This is a genomic window from Pseudomonas sp. NFPP07 (assembly GCF_900115645.1).
GTDB lineage: Bacteria > Pseudomonadota > Gammaproteobacteria > Pseudomonadales > Pseudomonadaceae > Aquipseudomonas > Aquipseudomonas chlororaphis.
On sequence record NZ_FOXG01000004.1, the window covers coordinates 370,096 to 385,897 of the forward strand.

Consider the following 15,802-nt stretch of genomic DNA (forward strand, 5'->3'; position numbering starts at 1 on the left):
CGAAGCCAGCGGCATGCATCACACAACTATTGCAACCACCTTCCTCATGAAATTACTGTTTATCATTCTCTCGATCTCACTTGTCGCCGTTCTCTACATCGGCTTCTACGAAAAGATGGAAGACGCCGACCCAGAAAAAGTATTGTTCATCAAGAAAGCCCCGACATTTCAAATAAAGTTTGAAAACATTTTCGCGTATGAATCAGATGACAAAAATCTGAGTGAGCTAAGTGATATGGAACGGCAGTTGGTTATCCAATACTGCAAGTATCGGCTAGGTATAACTACAACCTTAAAAAGCCAGAACGAGCTTGAGGAATGCAAAAGAAAATAACTCAACCTCCGCTGCTCGCGATGCCTCCTATCCAAGTCACGACCGGGCTTGCTCTGCCCGGTCGTTGGTTGTCGAGATTAAGCGTTCAGTGCCTGAGACTTATCGCCCAGGGTACGCAACAGATCACAGCCGTCGCTAAGCAGCAGGCCGATGGCAAAGCGGATCTGGGCGACATCTTGAGCACCGGAAGCGCAGTCGAGGATTTCCAGCAGATTGCGGGCAGCGCCGATGCGTTGCTGGGCGCAGGTGTAGAGATCGGAGAGCGAGGCGTTGGCGTCCAGGTAGAGGACGGGGTGGTCGGTGTCGTTGCGGGTGAGTGGAACGGGGTTGCAGACGTGCGAGCTAGTCATTGAGTCATACCTTCCTTAGTTTGGTTGACTGCCACATTCGCCGCGAAACGAATAAGGGTGGCAGCTGTGCGCGGGTTCGCGGACCGGAAACTAAGGAACCGGCACACCCGAAGGTGTCCCACACACAGCCGCCATAGCACGATGCCAGGCAGCAAAAAGCGCCTACATGTGATGGGCGCTTTGTGCGCTTAGTTTTTTCAGACCGCGACGTCCGGTCGCCGATGTGCGGCGACGGGGCGAACTATATGAGCATTTTTCTTATAGAGCAAGCATATGGAGGACGTATTCAGAGGTATTTTAATTTCAAAAAAATACTACCCCAACAAAAGCAAAAACTAATATTCACAAACAACCTCACCTAGCAACTTAAAACAATTCCAACATGCTAGAAAACTCAACCAGACATACTATCACCACTAGCAGGAAGTGATAAAAACCTGTAAAACAATACACCCATCGCTTTGAAGTAAATTCTAAAAATCACACTAGAAAACCAGCACCAGACAAGAAAAAATTCAGCCAAAACCTAAATCTACCCTCTACCCTCTACCCTCTACCCAATACAAGCAGACTTCACACCATGAAAAAACCTGTCATAGATGAAATATTTGAGCTAATAGTTCGCGGAGACCTAGAGAAACTTGAAAGAATCTCAAGACCAGAAGATGCCATCCACATTAGATCTATAATTTCCACAAACAATACCGGAGGAGTCAATCTAGCAATCGACCTAGAAGAAATTACAAGTTTAGCCCCCTGGATCACACCTATTTTCCACGGACCAAAACTATATCTAATGTCAGCATCCACTGCACTTCAAGGTTCAATATCAGGAGGAAAATCAAATATCACAATAGACTGGTCCTTCTCTTTTGATTCCAACGTAGCAGAAAGAGTTAGAGCATATGTAAACCACGAAACCATCAACAGCGCAGACCAAGAACGAGTGATCACACTTATAAAACTTAAAAACAAATATTCTTTACAGACAGACCTGATACCGTTTTTATTCGAGAATCTTCGACTATCAAGAAACGACACAAAAAATGACCGTCCACTAAACACCATACTTGCCTTTAAAAAACTTGATTACTTAGATTGGAGAGAATTTGAAAAAAATCCTAAAAAACCAATTTTTCAGTGCAACGAAGAAGATCTCATCAAGAGCTCACTAAAAACCTATGAAGACCTAGTAAACGCAAAAGAGGTAAAAAACAGAGAACACAAAGCATTATTCACACAAACAATCTTATTTGAACTCGCAATTATTTGGCTAAAAAGACCTTCAAGCTCCGAGGCAGCATTTAGAAACCTAATAGACTTCTGCGTACTATATTTAAAAAAACTACCAAAGTATGAACTACTACTTTCTTTGAAATTTCTTGAAAACCCCACTAAAATAAGATTTTTTGGGCCGCTGAGCGGCGTATCAAAAAAACTTACCAAGGAGCTACGTGGCATGGCCTGGGACATATCACATATGAGGTCCCTTGAAACACTATCAACATCATCAAATCATGGTTCTTTTTTTATTCCTTTCTTTGTTTCTTTCGATGAGAGATTCTCAGAAATCCTCAAGCAACACCAAATACAATTTCTTCTTATGGATGACAGATTAAAAAGAATGCAAAGTGCAACACCCAGCGAAATGTATCTTCAGCAAAAAATAAACTCCTGCATGTCTCAAAAAGTCCTCCAAGAAATGACCCACTTAAAATCAGAGGAGCGAAGACAACATAAAATCTCAACATTTGAGCTTGAACACATACTTTACCAGCAAGAAAAAATATTAGAACGGCTAGTAGAAGACACTAGAGCGAACAGAGCAAAAACCTAAAACACATATACTAAAAAACATCAAGTTCAAAAAATAAAACCTCTTAAAATAGGTAAAATCCAATTTACCCATTCTAAAACCTCCAATATAATATCAATCCGACATCACTTACAACTCAACACCCTGGCAAGATTTTTTAAATCACCAAATTTTAAGGAGTGCGACTCATGGTTGACGATGAGCAAAAGATAAGGATTTCAGGGCTATGGGACAATCTAAAAAGATACGACTCATACATTAGTGCTGTAAACTTTAGGAGCGGACTTTTAACTTCATTTGCCGCAGCAGTTTTCGGTGGAGTCATACTTAAAGCCGACCAATTAATCCAGGCCAGCCAAAATCTAAAAATTGCCATAACAGTATCATTGCTAGGGATAGGAATCTCCTCACTACTTATCATCTACTGGGTGATAAAAAGCATATGGCCAAATTTAACAACCAACAAACACAAGCTCAATAAGCCTTCAATATTTTTCTTTGGGTCAGTATCAAAAAACTTCAACGCAAAAACCTATGCAGAAACTCTTCACGACATACCAATAGATGAGTTCGAAGCGGATCTAGCAATACAAGTACACGAAGTAGCCGAAGTTACGCTCCTCAAGTTTTCAACAATTTCAAAAGCTGCCAATTGCGCAAAATTGAATTTATTATTACTTATGATTCTATTAGCTTTGGTCCTGGCAGATAGCATAGGAATTCATATATGCGCAGCGTAAAAGACATCTACAGCAAAGTAAATTTTTCAAGATCAATCAAAAAATCAACCAATTTCACTGCAATAGATGGGACAAGTCCAATATTTGAAAGAACAATTGCAACCGAGTCCTTTGAGTCAGTTGCAGCAACAGTAGGGAGTGACTTTGGAATACAAGAGCAGATCAGACAGCTATTCGGGAAACGTGGCCTTCCAAATGCAAAAATTGGAGGGCACCCTCACTTCAACAATCTAGAAGTAGAGAAACGCCAATCATATGGCTATGCCGTCTCCCTTTTTATGGATATAAAAGGTTCTACTAAACTAGGACTTATTTACCCTCCTGAAGATGTTTTTTTCATAAAGAATGTCATAATCAAATGCGCTATCGAGACAATCCAAGCGTTTGATGGACACGTCCATAGAATTATGGGTGATGCTGTCCTTGCTTTCTTTCGGTCAGATGGTCTTTCAGCTAGAAACTCAGCTATTGACGCAATCAACTGCGGAACGTATCTAGTTGAGTTCATGCGACAAAAAGTTGCGCCGGAACTACAAGCCAATGATCTTCAAGAGGATATTGGCATTAGAGTAGGGATCGATTATGGTACGGATGACAATGTATTATGGGGGATGTATGGATACCCCGGATTCTCGGAGGTAACAGCAACATCTTTTTATGTCGATGTTGCAGCAAAGCTTCAACAAACTGCACCAAGAAATAGAGTTATGATAGGCAACTCAATCAAAGAGTTCCTAGACCTGCATGATGACGTAGTTGAGCAAAAGTTAATAACCGTCGACAACACCCGACAGCCAGAGCCATTTTTACTTCCCAACTACAGCTTGGACGACGGTAAAAAAATCAACTATCGAAAATATGTAATATCACACAAAAAATACTTTAACTTATTGCCAAAACCTGAAAACGCAAGCAAGCCCATTTCGATAACAAGCAGTTTGAAGGCAAAAGAAGGTATACAGTCGAATGATGAGTACTATGCCTGCTCAAGATCAATCGAAAAACCTTTTGGCATCGAATTTAAAGCTCACTTCAATCTTCCTCAGCCTTTTGAAGAAGTTAAAGTTAGATTTAGAGTTGAAAACTATGGAAAAGACGCCGAAGAGCATGGCGGCGATGACCGTGGCAACCATGAAAATTTCGTAGCCGCCCGACAAAGAGACGATGGTTCATACTTTGCAAAACACTGGGAAAACACCAACTATATCGGACTTCACTACATGTACATATCTGTATGGACCAACGAAACGATGTACTATAGCGAACAATGCTTTGCCGTATATATAGGCCCAAGCAAATAGATATTTTTCCTTCCTATATCAGCCCATATCAGGGTTGATATAGGGACACAGAAAAACTTAATAACGCCCATCAAAAATTCGCTGGCGTATTCGCACTAATAATCTCCGCCTCATCCGCCCCAATATTCCTAAACTTATGCGGCAACGTAGTCGGAAAATAATACCCATCCCCCGGATTCAACACGCTCACCTGCCCATCCACCGTCAGTTCCACGGTGCCACGGGTGACGAGGCCGCACTCCTCCCCTTCCGCATGCACGATCGGCTCGTCGCCGGAGCTCGCGCCGGGGGCGTATTGTTCGCGCAAAAAGCGCATCTGGCGGGTGGGCAGGGCGGCGCCGATCAGCAGCAGGCGGGCGCCGTCGCGGCCGAGGTCGGGTTGTTCGTTGGCGCGGAAGACGTATTGGTGTTCGCGCGGGGGCTGGTCGAAGGTGAAGAAGTCGGCCAGAGACATGGGGATGCCTTCGAGCAGCTTTTTCAGGGAGCTGACGGAGGGGCTGACGCGGTTCTGTTCGATCAGGGAGATGGTGGCGTTGGTCACGCCGCTGCGCCGGGCCAGCTCGCGCTGGGACAGTTTGTAGCTTTCGCGAACGAGTTTGAGTCGAGTGCCCGTGTCCATAGCAGCCTTGTGTGAGGTGTACGTGAGGGTGTTGCGCGTTGGAGTGCGGCCGGGGACTTTTAGTTGCGAAATTCGCCGATCCAGTGGCCCCGGAACCTGAAAGGCGGCTATTAAATCACGTTTGTGGGTGGAGCTGTAGCGGTGGGCGACGGTGGTAACCGGCCTTGCCGTGGGTGGTGCCAGGCGTTGAAAACCGGCAGTGTTTTTTCCGGTGCTGGAAGGGCCTGCGGCCCTTATCGCAGCCTGCGCCAGCGGCTACAGGTGAAGTGGTTGCGGCTGCGAATTCGGCTGGAAAAAAGCCCGCGCGAACGCGGGCAAACGCAGGAACAGGGTCGCGATCAGATACCGAAGCGATCGCGCAGTGCGTAGTACGCGGCGCCCATGGCGGTCAGCGGGGCCTGGAAGGTGCGGCCGCCGATCATCGGCATGTGCGGCAGCGAGGCGAAGGCGTCGAAGCGCTCGGCGTCGCCGCGGATCATTTCCGCGATCAGCTTGCCGGCCAAATGCGAGCAGGTGACGCCGTGGCCGCTGTAGCCCTGCATGTAGTAGGCGTTCTTTTCGATACGGCCGAATTGCGGCATGCGCGACATGGTCAGCAGGAAGTTGCCGGTCCAGCGGTAGTCGATCTTCACGTCCTTGAGCTGGGGGAAGGTCTTGAGGATCTTCGGCCGGATCAGTTGCTCGATGTCGTTCGGCTCGCGGGCACCGTAGACCACGCCGCCGCCGTACAGCAGGCGGTTGTCGGCGGTGAGGCGGTAGTAGTCCAGCAGGTAGTTGCAGTCTTCGACGCAGTAGTTGTTGCGGATCAGGCTGCGGGCGACTTTTTCCGACAGCGGTTCGGTGACCACGATCTGCGAACCGCACGGCATGCTCTTGCGGGTCACCCGCGGGTCGAGGTCCTGCTGCAGGTAGGCGTTGCCGGCGATCAGCAGGTACTTGGCGCGCACCACACCCTTGGCGGTGCGCACGATGTTCGGTTCGCCGTAGGTGATTTCCAGCGCCGCCGACTGCTCGAAGATCTTGCCGCCCAGGCCGATGATGGCGCTGGCTTCGCCCAGGGCCAGGTTCAGCGGGTGAATGTGCCCACCCTGCATGTCCAGCAGGCCGCCGACGTAGGCGTCGGAACCGACTTCCCGGGCGATCTGCGCCTGGTCCAGCAGCTTCAGGTTGTTGTTGCCGTAGCGCTCCCAGCTGGCCTTCTGTTCGGCCAGGCCCTTGAGCTGCTTCTTGTTCATGGCGGCGAAGATGCCGCCCGGGCGGTAGTCGCACTGGATGTCGTAGTGCTGGATACGCTGGCGAATGATATCGGCGCCTTCGAAGATCATGCTGCCCAGCACTTCGGCGCTTTTCTCGCCGTAGCGCGACTCGATCACGTCGACGTCGCGGCTGTAGGAGTTGACCAGTTGCCCGCCGTTGCGCCCGCTGGCGCCGAAGCCGACCTTGGCCGCTTCGAGCACGGTGACGCTGTAGCCCGCCTCGGCGAGGAACAGCGCCGAGGACAGGCCGGTGTAGCCGGCGCCGATCACGCAGACGTCGCAGTCCAGCTGTTCTTCCAGCACCGGAAAGTCGCTGGTCGGGTTGCGGGTCGCGGCGTAGTAGCTGTTTACGTAGGTTTGCATTATCGAATTCCCCAGCAGGTGCGGGTCGTAGCCCGCCCCGCCGTTGTTATAGGTAGTCGTCTTAACGACAACTGTCTGCGCGTCGATCATGCTGCGTTAAAAACAGGCTCGGAATGCTCATGTAGGCCCCTACAGTCGAACGCGACCCCGGCCGTTCCTCGCCTGTTTTTGCCTTGCCTGATCGCCGCTCGACGAGCTTTCGTAAAGCGCCTAGAGCTTGATCCAGGTCGCTTTCAGCTCGGTGTACTTGTCGAAGGCGTGCAGCGACTTGTCGCGACCATTGCCCGACTGTTTGAAGCCGCCGAACGGCGCGGTCATGTCGCCGCCGTCGTACTGGTTGACCCACACGCTGCCGGCGCGCAGGCCACGGGCGAAGCGGTGGGCGCGGCTGAGGTTGCTGGTCCAGACCCCGGCGGCGAGGCCGAAGATGCTGTCATTGGCGATCCTCAGCGCCTCTTCCTCGGTGTCGAAGCTGATCACCGACAGCACCGGGCCGAAGATCTCTTCGCGGGCGATGGTCATGGCGTTGGTCACGCCGTCGAAAATCGTCGGCTCCACATACAGGCCGCCAGTGCTTTCCAACGTCCGCGCGCCGCCGGCCAGCAGTTGGCCGCCCTGCTCCTTGCCGATGCCGATGTAGCGCAGCACGTTCTCCAGCTGGCGCTGATCCACCAGCGCGCCGACGCGGGTCGCAGGGTCCAGGGCGTGCCCCGGTTTCCAGGCCTTGAGGGCTTCGACCAGCAGCGGAATGAACTGCTCGCGAATCGAACGTTCCACCAGCAGGCGCGAGCCGGCGGTGCAGACTTCGCCCTGGTTGAAGGCGATGGCGCTGGCCGCCGCTTCTGCCGCGGCGCGCAGGTCCGGCGCGTCGGCGAACACCACGTTGGGGCTCTTGCCGCCCGCCTCCAGCCACACCCGCTTCATGTTGCTCTGCCCGGAATACACCAGCAGTTGCTTGCCCACCGCGGTGGAGCCGGTGAAGGCCAGCACGTCCACGTCCATATGCAGGGCCAGGGCCTTGCCCACGGTGTGGCCGTAGCCCGGCAGCACGTTGAACACGCCCTTGGGGATGCCGGCATCCAGCGCCAGCTGGGCGATGCGGATCGCGGTCAGCGGCGACTTTTCCGAAGGCTTGAGGATGAACGAGTTGCCCGCCGCCAGGGCCGGGGCGAATTTCCAGCTGGCCATGATCAGCGGGAAGTTCCACGGCACGATGGCCGCCACCACGCCCGAGGCTTCGCGAGTCACCAGGCCCAGTTGATCGTGGGGCGTGGCCGCGACTTCGTCGTAGATCTTGTCGATGGCCTCGGCGCTCCAGCGGATCGCGTTGGCGGTGGCCGGCACGTCGATGCTCAGGGAATCGCCGATGGGCTTGCCCATGTCCAGGGTTTCCAGGAGCGCCAGTTCTTCCTGGTGCTCGAGGATCAAATCGGCGAAGCGGATCAGCACGCGCTTGCGCTCGGCCGGGGCCTTGCGCGACCACACGCCGGACTCGAACGCCCGGCGTGCCACCTGCACCGCCCGGTTGGCGTCGGCCTCGTCGGTGCTGGCGACGTTGGCCAAAAAGCGCCCGTCCACCGGGCTGATGCACTCGAAGGTGGCCGCGCTGGCGGCGTGGCAATACTGGCCGTCGATAAAGGCGCGACCTTCGAGGGTCAAGGACTGGAAGCGCTGCTCCCAGTCGCTGCGGGATTTAGTCATGGCAAATACTCAACGCAGGATGAGGAACGGCTGTCAGACCGTGTGCAGGTACCAGTTGTATTCGAGGTCGGAGATCGAGTTTTCGAACTCGGCCAGCTCGCTTTCCTTGCAGGCGACGAACACGTCGATGTACATCGGGTCGATGTACTTGGCCATCACCTCGCTGTCGTCCAGCACGCGCAAGGCGTCGCGCAGGTTGGTCGGCAGGCTCTGCTCGTTCTGCTCGTAGGAGTTGCCTTCCACCGGCGCGCCGGGCTCGATCTTGTTGGTCAGGCCGTGGTGAATACCGGCCAGTACCGAAGCCATCAGCAAATAAGGGTTGGCGTCGGCGCCGGCGACACGATGCTCGATGCGCACCGCATCCGCCGAACCGGTCGGCACGCGCACGGCCACGGTGCGGTTGTCGATGCCCCAGCTCGGCGAGTTCGGCACATAGAACTGCGCGCCGAAGCGGCGGTAGGAGTTGACGTTCGGGCAGAGGAACGCCATCTGCGCCGGCAGGGTTTCCAGCACGCCGCCGATGGCGTGGCGCAGGGCGTCGTTGGTTTCCGGGTCGTCGCTGGCGAAGATGTTGTTGCCTTGCTTGTCGAGAATCGAGATGTGCACGTGCAGGCCGTTGCCGGCCTGGCCCGGGTAAGGCTTGGCCATGAAGGTGGTGTCCATCTCATGGTCGTAGGCGATGTTCTTCACCAGGCGCTTGAGCAGCACCGCGTAGTCGCAGGCTTTGATCGGATCGGAGACGTGGTGCAGGTTGACCTCGAACTGCGCCGGGGCACTTTCCTTGACGATGGCGTCGGCGGGGATGCCCTGCTCTTTCGCGCCTTCGAGGATGTCTTGCAGGCAGTCGACGTATTCGTCGAGGTCGTCGATCAGGTAGACCTGGGTCGACTGCGGGCGCTTGCCGGAAATCGGCGAACGCGGCGACTGCGGGCGACCGTTCACGTTGTCCTGGTCGATCAGGTAGAACTCCAGCTCGAAGGCCGCGCAGATGGTCAGGCCCAACTGATCGAACTTACTGACAACTTGCCGCAGCACTTCGCGCGGGTCGGCGAAGAACGGCTGGCCTTCGATTTCGTGCATGGTCATCAGCAGTTGCGCGGTCGGGCGCTTCTGCCAGGGCTCGACGCTGAGGGTGCCGGGGATCGGGTAGCAGATGCGGTCGGCGTCGCCGATGTCCAGGCCCAGGCCAGTGCTTTCCACGGTGGAGCCGTTGATGTCCAGGGCGAACAGCGAGGCCGGCAGGTTGATGCCCTTCTCGTACACCTTGTGCAGGGCGGTACGTTCGATGCGCTTGCCGCGCACCACGCCGTTCATGTCTGCAATCAGCAGGTCGACGTAGAGGATCTCGGGATGGTTCTTCAGGAAGGCGTTGGCTTCGTTGAGCTGAACGGCACGCAGTGGGACCGACATGATGCACCTATGTGTTAATTATTATGTTCAAAGCGGTTTCGTGGCAGCAGTCAATCCGAAAGGAAAAGTGAAGTCAATAGCGAACACAGGGCCCACAGCGTTAAATATTTTGCCCTATATGGCCGCACAAGCAGGCAATAGGCGCACAGATACCGAATATCCGACGAGCTGCGTTTAGAATTTTTTACACGGAAGTTGTTAATTAAAATCAACGAGGATAAGCTCTGGAAAAACTCGTTCCAGCGTGAATTTCGAGGTGATAAAAATGGCATTCAAGCCATTGATCGGCGTTACTGCGTGCGTCAAAGAGATCGGGCTGCACCCCTACCACGTCAGCGGCGACAAGTACTTGCGTGCTGTCAGCAGCGCGGCCGAGGGCCTGCCCCTGATCATTCCTTCCCTGGCGGACCTCATCGATACCGAGGCTCTGCTGCAGAACCTGGACGGCCTGCTGTTCACCGGCTCGCCGTCGAATGTGGAGCCCTTCCACTATCAGGGCCCGGACAGCGAACCGGGCACCGCCCACGATCCCCAGCGCGATGCCACCACCCTGCCCCTGCTGCGCGCGGCGATTGCCGCCGGCGTGCCGGTGCTGGGCATCTGCCGCGGCTTCCAGGAAATGAACGTGGCCTTCGGCGGTAGCCTGCACCAGAAGGTGCATGAGTTGCCGGGCTACCTCGATCACCGCGAAGCCGACCATCCGGACCTGGCCGTGCAGTACGCCCCCGCCCATGCCGTCAGGGTGCAAGCGGGCGGCGTGTTCCAGGCCCTGGACCTGCCCCAGGAATTCCAGGTCAACTCGATCCACAGCCAGGGCATCGACCGCCTGGCCCCCGGCCTGCGCGCCGAGGCGCTGGCACCGGACGGGCTGATCGAAGCGGTGTCGGTGGAACACAGCACGGCCTTTGCCCTGGGCGTGCAGTGGCATCCGGAATGGCAGGTGCTGTCGAACCCGGTCTACCTGCGGATCTTCCAGGCCTTCGGCGATGCCTGCCGGCAACGGGCGGCGCAGCGCAACGGCCACTGATCAAAAGCTTCACCCACGAAATTGACTGCCACGCCCCCGGCCGGCGGCGGCGCGCCTTTGTGCGCCCGCCTCGGGCCGTGGGGCGGTTCAAGCCACACCCAGCACTACGAGAACCTGCTTTTAACAACAAGAACCAGCGTCAGGCCGCCAGGACGGCAGCGCCGAATAAACCCGCCGCCGCGGGTTTGTCATCCATCTATTAAGCCGGGCCGTTTTGGCCCGACGACTGACATCTGTTGGGAGTTCCACATGGCAAACGCCTCCAGCACGTACAGAAAGGCTCTGGAAGGTCACCCGCAACCGCAGAAGGTGCTGGTGAGAGTCGACCGCGTGACCAAGAAGTTCGATGAAACCGTGGCCGTGGACGATGTGTCCCTGGACATTCACCAGGGCGAGATCTTCGCCCTGCTCGGTGGCTCGGGTTCCGGCAAGTCCACCCTGCTGCGCATGCTGGCGGGCTTCGAGCGGCCGACGGAGGGGCGTATCTATCTGGACGGCGTGGACATCACCGACATGCCGCCCTATGAGCGGCCGATCAACATGATGTTCCAGTCCTACGCGCTGTTCCCGCACATGACCGTGGCGCAGAACATCGCCTTCGGCCTCAAGCAGGACCGCCTGCCGGCCAGCGAGATCGACGCGCGGGTCGAAGAGATGCTGCGCCTGGTGCACATGACCCAGTACGCCAGGCGCAAGCCGCACCAGCTGTCCGGCGGCCAGCGCCAGCGCGTGGCCCTGGCCCGCTCCCTGGCCAAGCGGCCGAAGTTGCTGCTGCTCGACGAACCCATGGGCGCCCTGGATAAAAAGCTGCGCTCGCAGATGCAGCTGGAACTGGTGGAGATCATCGAGCGCGTCGGCGTGACCTGCGTGATGGTGACCCACGACCAGGAAGAGGCCATGACCATGGCCCAGCGCATCGCGATCATGCACCTGGGCTGGATCGCCCAGATCGGCAGCCCGATCGACATCTACGAAGCCCCGGTCAGCCGCATGGTCTGCGAGTTCATCGGCAACGTGAACGCCTTCGACGGCACCGTCATCGAAGACCTGGAAGGCCACGCGGTGATCCACTGCCCGGAGCTGGAACAGCAGATCTACGTCGGCCACGGCGTCAGCACCTCGGTGCAGGACAAGTCGGTGACCTACGCCATCCGCCCGGAAAAGATGCTGGTCAGCACCCGCCAACCGGAGCACCGCTACAACTGGTCCCGGGGCAAGGTGCATGACATCGCCTACCTCGGCGGGCATTCGGTGTTCTACGTCGAGCTGCCCGGCGGCAAGATCGTCCAGTCGTTCATGGCCAACGCCGAACGCCGCGGCGCGCGGCCGACCTGGGACGACCAGGTGTACGTGTGGTGGGAAGACGACAGCGGCGTGGTACTGCGCGCATGAGTACCTCCAGCATGACTCTCAATCAGCGTTTGTCCCGTGTGCTGCCCAGCGGTCGCAAGCTGGTGATCGGCATTCCATTCCTCTGGCTGTTCCTGTTCTTCATGCTGCCGTTTTTCCTGGTGATGAAGATCAGCTTCTCGGAAGCGGCCCTGGCCATTCCGCCCTACTCGGAGATCTACAGCTTCGCCGAACAGAAATTCCAGCTGCTGCTCAACGTCGGCAACTACGCGCTGCTGGTGGGTGACGAGCTGTACATCTCGGCCTACCTCGGCTCGCTGAAAGTCGCCCTGCTCAGCACCCTGATGTGCCTGGTGATCGGCTTCCCCATGGCCTACGCAATCACCAAGGCCAACAAGGAAACCCAGAACGTCTTGCTGCTGCTGATCATGATGCCGACCTGGACCGCGATCCTGATCCGCGTCTATGCCTGGATGGGCATCCTCAGCAACAACGGTTTGCTCAACGGTTTCCTGATGTGGAGCGGCCTGACCTCGGAGCCGATCGAGATCCTCAACACCAATACCGCGGTCTATATCGGGGTGGTGTACGCGTATTTGCCGTTCATGGTGCTGCCGCTGTACGCCAACCTGGTCAAGCACGACCAAAGCCTGCTGGAAGCCGCGTCGGACCTGGGTTCGAGCAACTTCAACAACTTCTGGAAAATCACCGTGCCCCTGGCCAAGAACGGCATCATTGCCGGTTGCATGTTGGTGTTCATTCCAGTGGTCGGCGAGTTCGTGATTCCCGAGCTGCTGGGCGGCCCGGAGACCCTGATGATCGGCCGCGTGCTGTGGCAGGAGTTCTTCAACAACCGCGACTGGCCGGTGGCCTCCGCCCTGGCGGTGGTGATGCTGGCGATCCTGATTATTCCGATCCTGCTGTTCAACCGCAGCCAGGCCAAAGAGATGGAGGGACGGGCATGAAACGTTTCGGATTTTCCAGCCTGATGCTGGTGCTCGGCCTGGTGTTCATTTACCTGCCAATGCTGATCCTGGTGATCTACTCGTTCAACGCTTCCAAGCTGGTGACGGTCTGGGGCGGCTGGTCGGTGAAATGGTACGTCGGCCTGCTGGATAACCAGCAGTTGATGGGCTCGGTGGTGCGCTCCCTGGAGATCGCCTGCTACACCGCGATCGCCGCGGTGGCCCTGGGCACCCTGGCGGCTTTTGTGCTGACCCGGGTCACCCGCTTCAAGGGCCGCACGCTGTTCGGCGGCCTGGTCACCGCGCCGCTGGTGATGCCGGAAGTGATCACCGGCCTGTCGCTGCTGCTGTTGTTCGTGGCCATGGCGCAACTGATCGGCTGGCCGCAGGAGCGTGGCATCGTCACCATCTGGATCGCCCACACCACATTCTGCGCGGCCTATGTGGCCGTGGTAGTCTCCGCGCGCTTGCGTGAGCTGGACCTGTCCATCGAAGAGGCGGCCATGGACCTGGGGGCGCGGCCATGGAAGGTGTTTTTCCTGATCACCATCCCGATGATCGCCCCGTCGCTGGCGGCCGGCGGCATGATGTCCTTCGCCCTGTCCCTGGACGACCTGGTGCTGGCGAGCTTCGTCTCCGGCCCGGGTTCCACCACCTTGCCGATGGAGGTGTTCTCGGCGGTGCGCCTGGGGGTGAAACCGGAGATCAACGCCGTGGCCAGCCTGATCCTGCTGGCGGTGTCGCTGGTGACCTTCCTGGTCTGGTACTTCGGCCGGCGCGCCGAAGCGGCCCGCAAGCGGGCGATCCAGGAAGCCATGGACTACACCGCCAACGAATCCTGGCAGCCAGCGGCCGCCAGCAAACCTGCTGCACCAGCGCCTGCGACGGCCTAGGCCATCGCGTTCACGACACACGGCAGCGCCTGGATCGCGAGCAAGCTCGCTCCTACAGACATGCACCGTCCCTGTAGGAGCCAGCTTGCTGGCGATGGCGCCCACCCTGACACAGCGCATTGCGAATGCAGCAATTCTGCACAATAAGAAATGGAGTTGTAGTGATGAAAATGCTTGGCAGGACTCTGCTAACACTGTCCTTGATGGGCGCGATGGTGACCGGCGCTCAAGCCAGCGACAAGGAGCTGCGGGTCTACAACTGGTCGGACTATATCGCCCCGGACACCCTGAAGAAGTTCGAGGCCGAGACCGGCATCCACGTCATCTACGATGTCTTCGACAGCAACGAAACCCTGGAAGCGCGCCTGCTCACCGGCAAGTCCGGCTATGACATCGTGGTCCCGTCCAACAGCTTCTTGGCCAAGCAGATCAAGGCCGGGGTCTACCAGGCACTGGACAAGTCGCGGCTGCCGAACTGGAAGAACCTCAACCCGGTGCTGCTGCAGAACGCCGCCGCCAGCGACCCGGACAACGCCCACGCCTTCCCGTACATGTGGGGCTCGATCGGCATCGGCTACAACCCGGACAAGGTCAAGGCGGTGCTCGGTAGCGATGCGCCGACCAACTCCTGGGACCTGCTGTTCAAGCCGGAGAACGCCGAGAAGCTCAAGGCTTGCGGCATCAGCTTCCTCGACTCGCCGACGGAAATGCTCCCCGCCGCCCTGCACTACCTGGGCTACCCGGTGACCAGCAAGGACAAGGCGCAGATCCTCGAGGCCGAGGCGCTGTTCATGAAGATCCGTCCTTCGGTGACCTACTTCCATTCCTCCAAGTACATCTCCGACCTGGCCAACGGCAATATCTGTGTGGCCGTGGGTTACTCCGGCGACGTGCTGCAGGCCCGCTCGCGCGCCGAAGAGGCCGGTAACAAGGAAAAGGTCGCCTTCAGCATTCCCAAGGAAGGCGCCGGCAGCTTCTACGACATGATGGCCATGCCCAAGGACGCGGCCAACGTCGACAACGCCTACCTGTTCATGAACTTCCTGATGCGCCCGGACATCATCGCCGAGGTCACCAACAGCCTCGGCTACAGCAACGCCAACGCCGCCGCCACGCCGCTGGTGGACGAAGCCATCCGCAACGACCCGGCCTCGTACCCGCCGCAGGCCGTGCTCGCCACCCTGTACGCGGTACCGGACCAGCCGATCGCCATCCAGCGCGTGATGAACCGCGGCTGGACGCGGATCAAGCTCGGCAAATGACACCCTCCGCGCCCGCCATCGCGGCGGGCGCCGCTGCCCTCTTCCGTTCAGTCGCGCCTTACCACCGCGACACCTCTGCGAACTGGCTCGCCTGGCTCCCTCGGCTCAGGTGACTCCTTGGCGCCCTCCTCGGGCGCCTTTTTTCTGTAGCCGCTGCCGCAGGCTGCGATCGCCCCGAAGGGGCGCGGCGATCTCAAGCCCCATGAAGGCCCTGCGGGCCTTGTCGCAGCCTCGCAGGCTCGGCAGCGGCTACAGGGCCGCTGCCAGGCTTCGTGTAGCCGCTGCCGCAGGCTGCGATCGCCCCAAAGGGGCGCAACGACCTCAAGACCCATGAAGGCCCTGCGGGCCTTATCGCAGCCTCGCGGGCTCGGCAGCGGCTACAGGATCGGGGCATGGCTTCATGTAGCCGCTGCCG

At 57.1% G+C, this 15,802-nt stretch carries 14 protein-coding genes; 9 read left to right on the forward strand and 5 right to left on the reverse strand.

Annotated elements, in window-relative coordinates; genetic code table 11:
- Positions 1 to 46: 46 nt before the first annotated feature.
- The gene (locus tag BM019_RS12865; protein WP_092418582.1) at positions 47 to 334 is read left to right on the forward strand and encodes a hypothetical protein; all 288 of its coding nucleotides are present in this window, start codon (positions 47 to 49) and stop codon (positions 332 to 334) included.
- Positions 335 to 411: 77 nt separating this feature from the next.
- Here BM019_RS12865 and BM019_RS12870 read toward each other — a convergent pair whose 3' ends face one another.
- Positions 412 to 684, reverse strand: coding sequence for a hypothetical protein (locus tag BM019_RS12870; protein WP_007922923.1), 273 nt, complete (start codon positions 682 to 684; stop codon positions 412 to 414).
- Between the two features lie 580 nt (positions 685 to 1,264).
- Here BM019_RS12870 and BM019_RS12875 point away from each other — a divergent pair.
- From BM019_RS12875 to BM019_RS12880, 3 genes are all read left to right on the forward strand, one after another.
- A complete protein-coding gene (locus BM019_RS12875; protein WP_092418474.1) occupies positions 1,265 to 2,521 on the forward strand; it encodes a hypothetical protein in 1,257 nt (418 codons plus the stop codon).
- 167 nt (positions 2,522 to 2,688) lie between these two features.
- Positions 2,689 to 3,240 (forward strand): Pycsar system effector family protein, encoded by a 552-nt coding sequence (locus BM019_RS30490; protein ID WP_124350480.1) that lies wholly within the window; start codon positions 2,689 to 2,691, stop codon positions 3,238 to 3,240.
- Positions 3,228 to 4,541 carry a nucleotide-binding domain-containing protein gene (locus tag BM019_RS12880; RefSeq protein WP_092418475.1) on the forward strand — a complete coding sequence of 438 codons (1,314 nt, stop codon included), beginning with the start codon at positions 3,228 to 3,230 and terminating at the stop codon, positions 4,539 to 4,541. The genes BM019_RS30490 and BM019_RS12880 overlap by 13 nt, the downstream gene beginning before the upstream one ends.
- A gap of 70 nt (positions 4,542 to 4,611) precedes the next feature.
- Here the strand turns inward: BM019_RS12880 and BM019_RS12885 are convergent, their stop codons facing one another.
- The 4 genes from BM019_RS12885 to BM019_RS12900 all read right to left on the reverse strand — a co-directional run bounded on the left by BM019_RS12885 (position 4,612) and on the right by BM019_RS12900 (position 9,890).
- A complete protein-coding gene (locus BM019_RS12885; protein ID WP_085530442.1) occupies positions 4,612 to 5,160 on the reverse strand; it encodes a cupin domain-containing protein in 549 nt (182 codons plus the stop codon).
- Between the two features lie 338 nt (positions 5,161 to 5,498).
- Positions 5,499 to 6,779 (reverse strand): NAD(P)/FAD-dependent oxidoreductase, encoded by a 1,281-nt coding sequence (locus BM019_RS12890; RefSeq protein ID WP_175510640.1) that lies wholly within the window; start codon positions 6,777 to 6,779, stop codon positions 5,499 to 5,501.
- Between the two features lie 210 nt (positions 6,780 to 6,989).
- Entirely contained in the window at positions 6,990 to 8,480 is a 1,491-nt protein-coding gene (locus BM019_RS12895) for an aldehyde dehydrogenase (protein WP_092418476.1), read from the reverse strand.
- Between the two features lie 33 nt (positions 8,481 to 8,513).
- Positions 8,514 to 9,890, reverse strand: coding sequence for a glutamine synthetase family protein (locus BM019_RS12900; RefSeq protein ID WP_092418477.1), 1,377 nt, complete (start codon positions 9,888 to 9,890; stop codon positions 8,514 to 8,516).
- 265 nt (positions 9,891 to 10,155) lie between these two features.
- Between BM019_RS12900 and BM019_RS12905 the strand changes: the two genes are divergently transcribed.
- The 5 genes from BM019_RS12905 (at position 10,156) to BM019_RS12925 (ending at position 15,387) form a co-directional block, all read left to right on the forward strand.
- Positions 10,156 to 10,917, forward strand: a complete 762-nt coding sequence (locus tag BM019_RS12905) for a gamma-glutamyl-gamma-aminobutyrate hydrolase family protein (protein WP_087089293.1) — start codon at positions 10,156 to 10,158, stop codon at positions 10,915 to 10,917.
- A gap of 249 nt (positions 10,918 to 11,166) precedes the next feature.
- Positions 11,167 to 12,309 carry an ABC transporter ATP-binding protein gene (gene potA, locus BM019_RS12910; protein WP_007922906.1) on the forward strand — a complete coding sequence of 381 codons (1,143 nt, stop codon included), beginning with the start codon at positions 11,167 to 11,169 and terminating at the stop codon, positions 12,307 to 12,309.
- Positions 12,310 to 12,350: 41 nt separating this feature from the next.
- Entirely contained in the window at positions 12,351 to 13,232 is an 882-nt protein-coding gene (locus BM019_RS12915) for an ABC transporter permease subunit (RefSeq protein ID WP_162270021.1), read from the forward strand.
- Positions 13,229 to 14,125 carry an ABC transporter permease subunit gene (locus BM019_RS12920; protein WP_092418479.1) on the forward strand — a complete coding sequence of 299 codons (897 nt, stop codon included), beginning with the start codon at positions 13,229 to 13,231 and terminating at the stop codon, positions 14,123 to 14,125. Before BM019_RS12915 ends, BM019_RS12920 begins: the two co-directional genes overlap by 4 nt.
- Before the next feature lie 164 nt (positions 14,126 to 14,289).
- On the forward strand, positions 14,290 to 15,387 hold the full coding sequence (locus BM019_RS12925; protein WP_092418480.1) for a polyamine ABC transporter substrate-binding protein: 1,098 nt from the start codon (positions 14,290 to 14,292) through the stop codon (positions 15,385 to 15,387).
- The last annotated feature ends 415 nt before the right edge of the window (positions 15,388 to 15,802 follow it).

Bases quoted from the DNA above. Each gene is read 5' to 3' on its own strand.
- BM019_RS12880 (WP_092418475.1), top strand. From the start codon at position 3,228: ATGCGCAGCGTAAAAGACATCTACAGCAAAGTAAATTTTTCAAGATCA.
- potA (WP_007922906.1), top strand. From the start codon at position 11,167: ATGGCAAACGCCTCCAGCACGTACAGAAAGGCTCTGGAAGGTCACCCG.
- BM019_RS12875 (WP_092418474.1), top strand. From the start codon at position 1,265: ATGAAAAAACCTGTCATAGATGAAATATTTGAGCTAATAGTTCGCGGA.
- BM019_RS30490 (WP_124350480.1), top strand. From the start codon at position 2,689: ATGGTTGACGATGAGCAAAAGATAAGGATTTCAGGGCTATGGGACAAT.
- BM019_RS12870 (WP_007922923.1), bottom strand. From the start codon at position 684: ATGACTAGCTCGCACGTCTGCAACCCCGTTCCACTCACCCGCAACGAC.
- BM019_RS12885 (WP_085530442.1), bottom strand. From the start codon at position 5,160: ATGGACACGGGCACTCGACTCAAACTCGTTCGCGAAAGCTACAAACTG.
- BM019_RS12925 (WP_092418480.1), top strand. From the start codon at position 14,290: ATGAAAATGCTTGGCAGGACTCTGCTAACACTGTCCTTGATGGGCGCG.
- BM019_RS12905 (WP_087089293.1), top strand. From the start codon at position 10,156: ATGGCATTCAAGCCATTGATCGGCGTTACTGCGTGCGTCAAAGAGATC.
- BM019_RS12865 (WP_092418582.1), top strand. From the start codon at position 47: ATGAAATTACTGTTTATCATTCTCTCGATCTCACTTGTCGCCGTTCTC.
- BM019_RS12920 (WP_092418479.1), top strand. From the start codon at position 13,229: ATGAAACGTTTCGGATTTTCCAGCCTGATGCTGGTGCTCGGCCTGGTG.
- BM019_RS12890 (WP_175510640.1), bottom strand. From the start codon at position 6,779: ATGCAAACCTACGTAAACAGCTACTACGCCGCGACCCGCAACCCGACC.
- BM019_RS12895 (WP_092418476.1), bottom strand. From the start codon at position 8,480: ATGACTAAATCCCGCAGCGACTGGGAGCAGCGCTTCCAGTCCTTGACC.
- BM019_RS12900 (WP_092418477.1), bottom strand. From the start codon at position 9,890: ATGTCGGTCCCACTGCGTGCCGTTCAGCTCAACGAAGCCAACGCCTTC.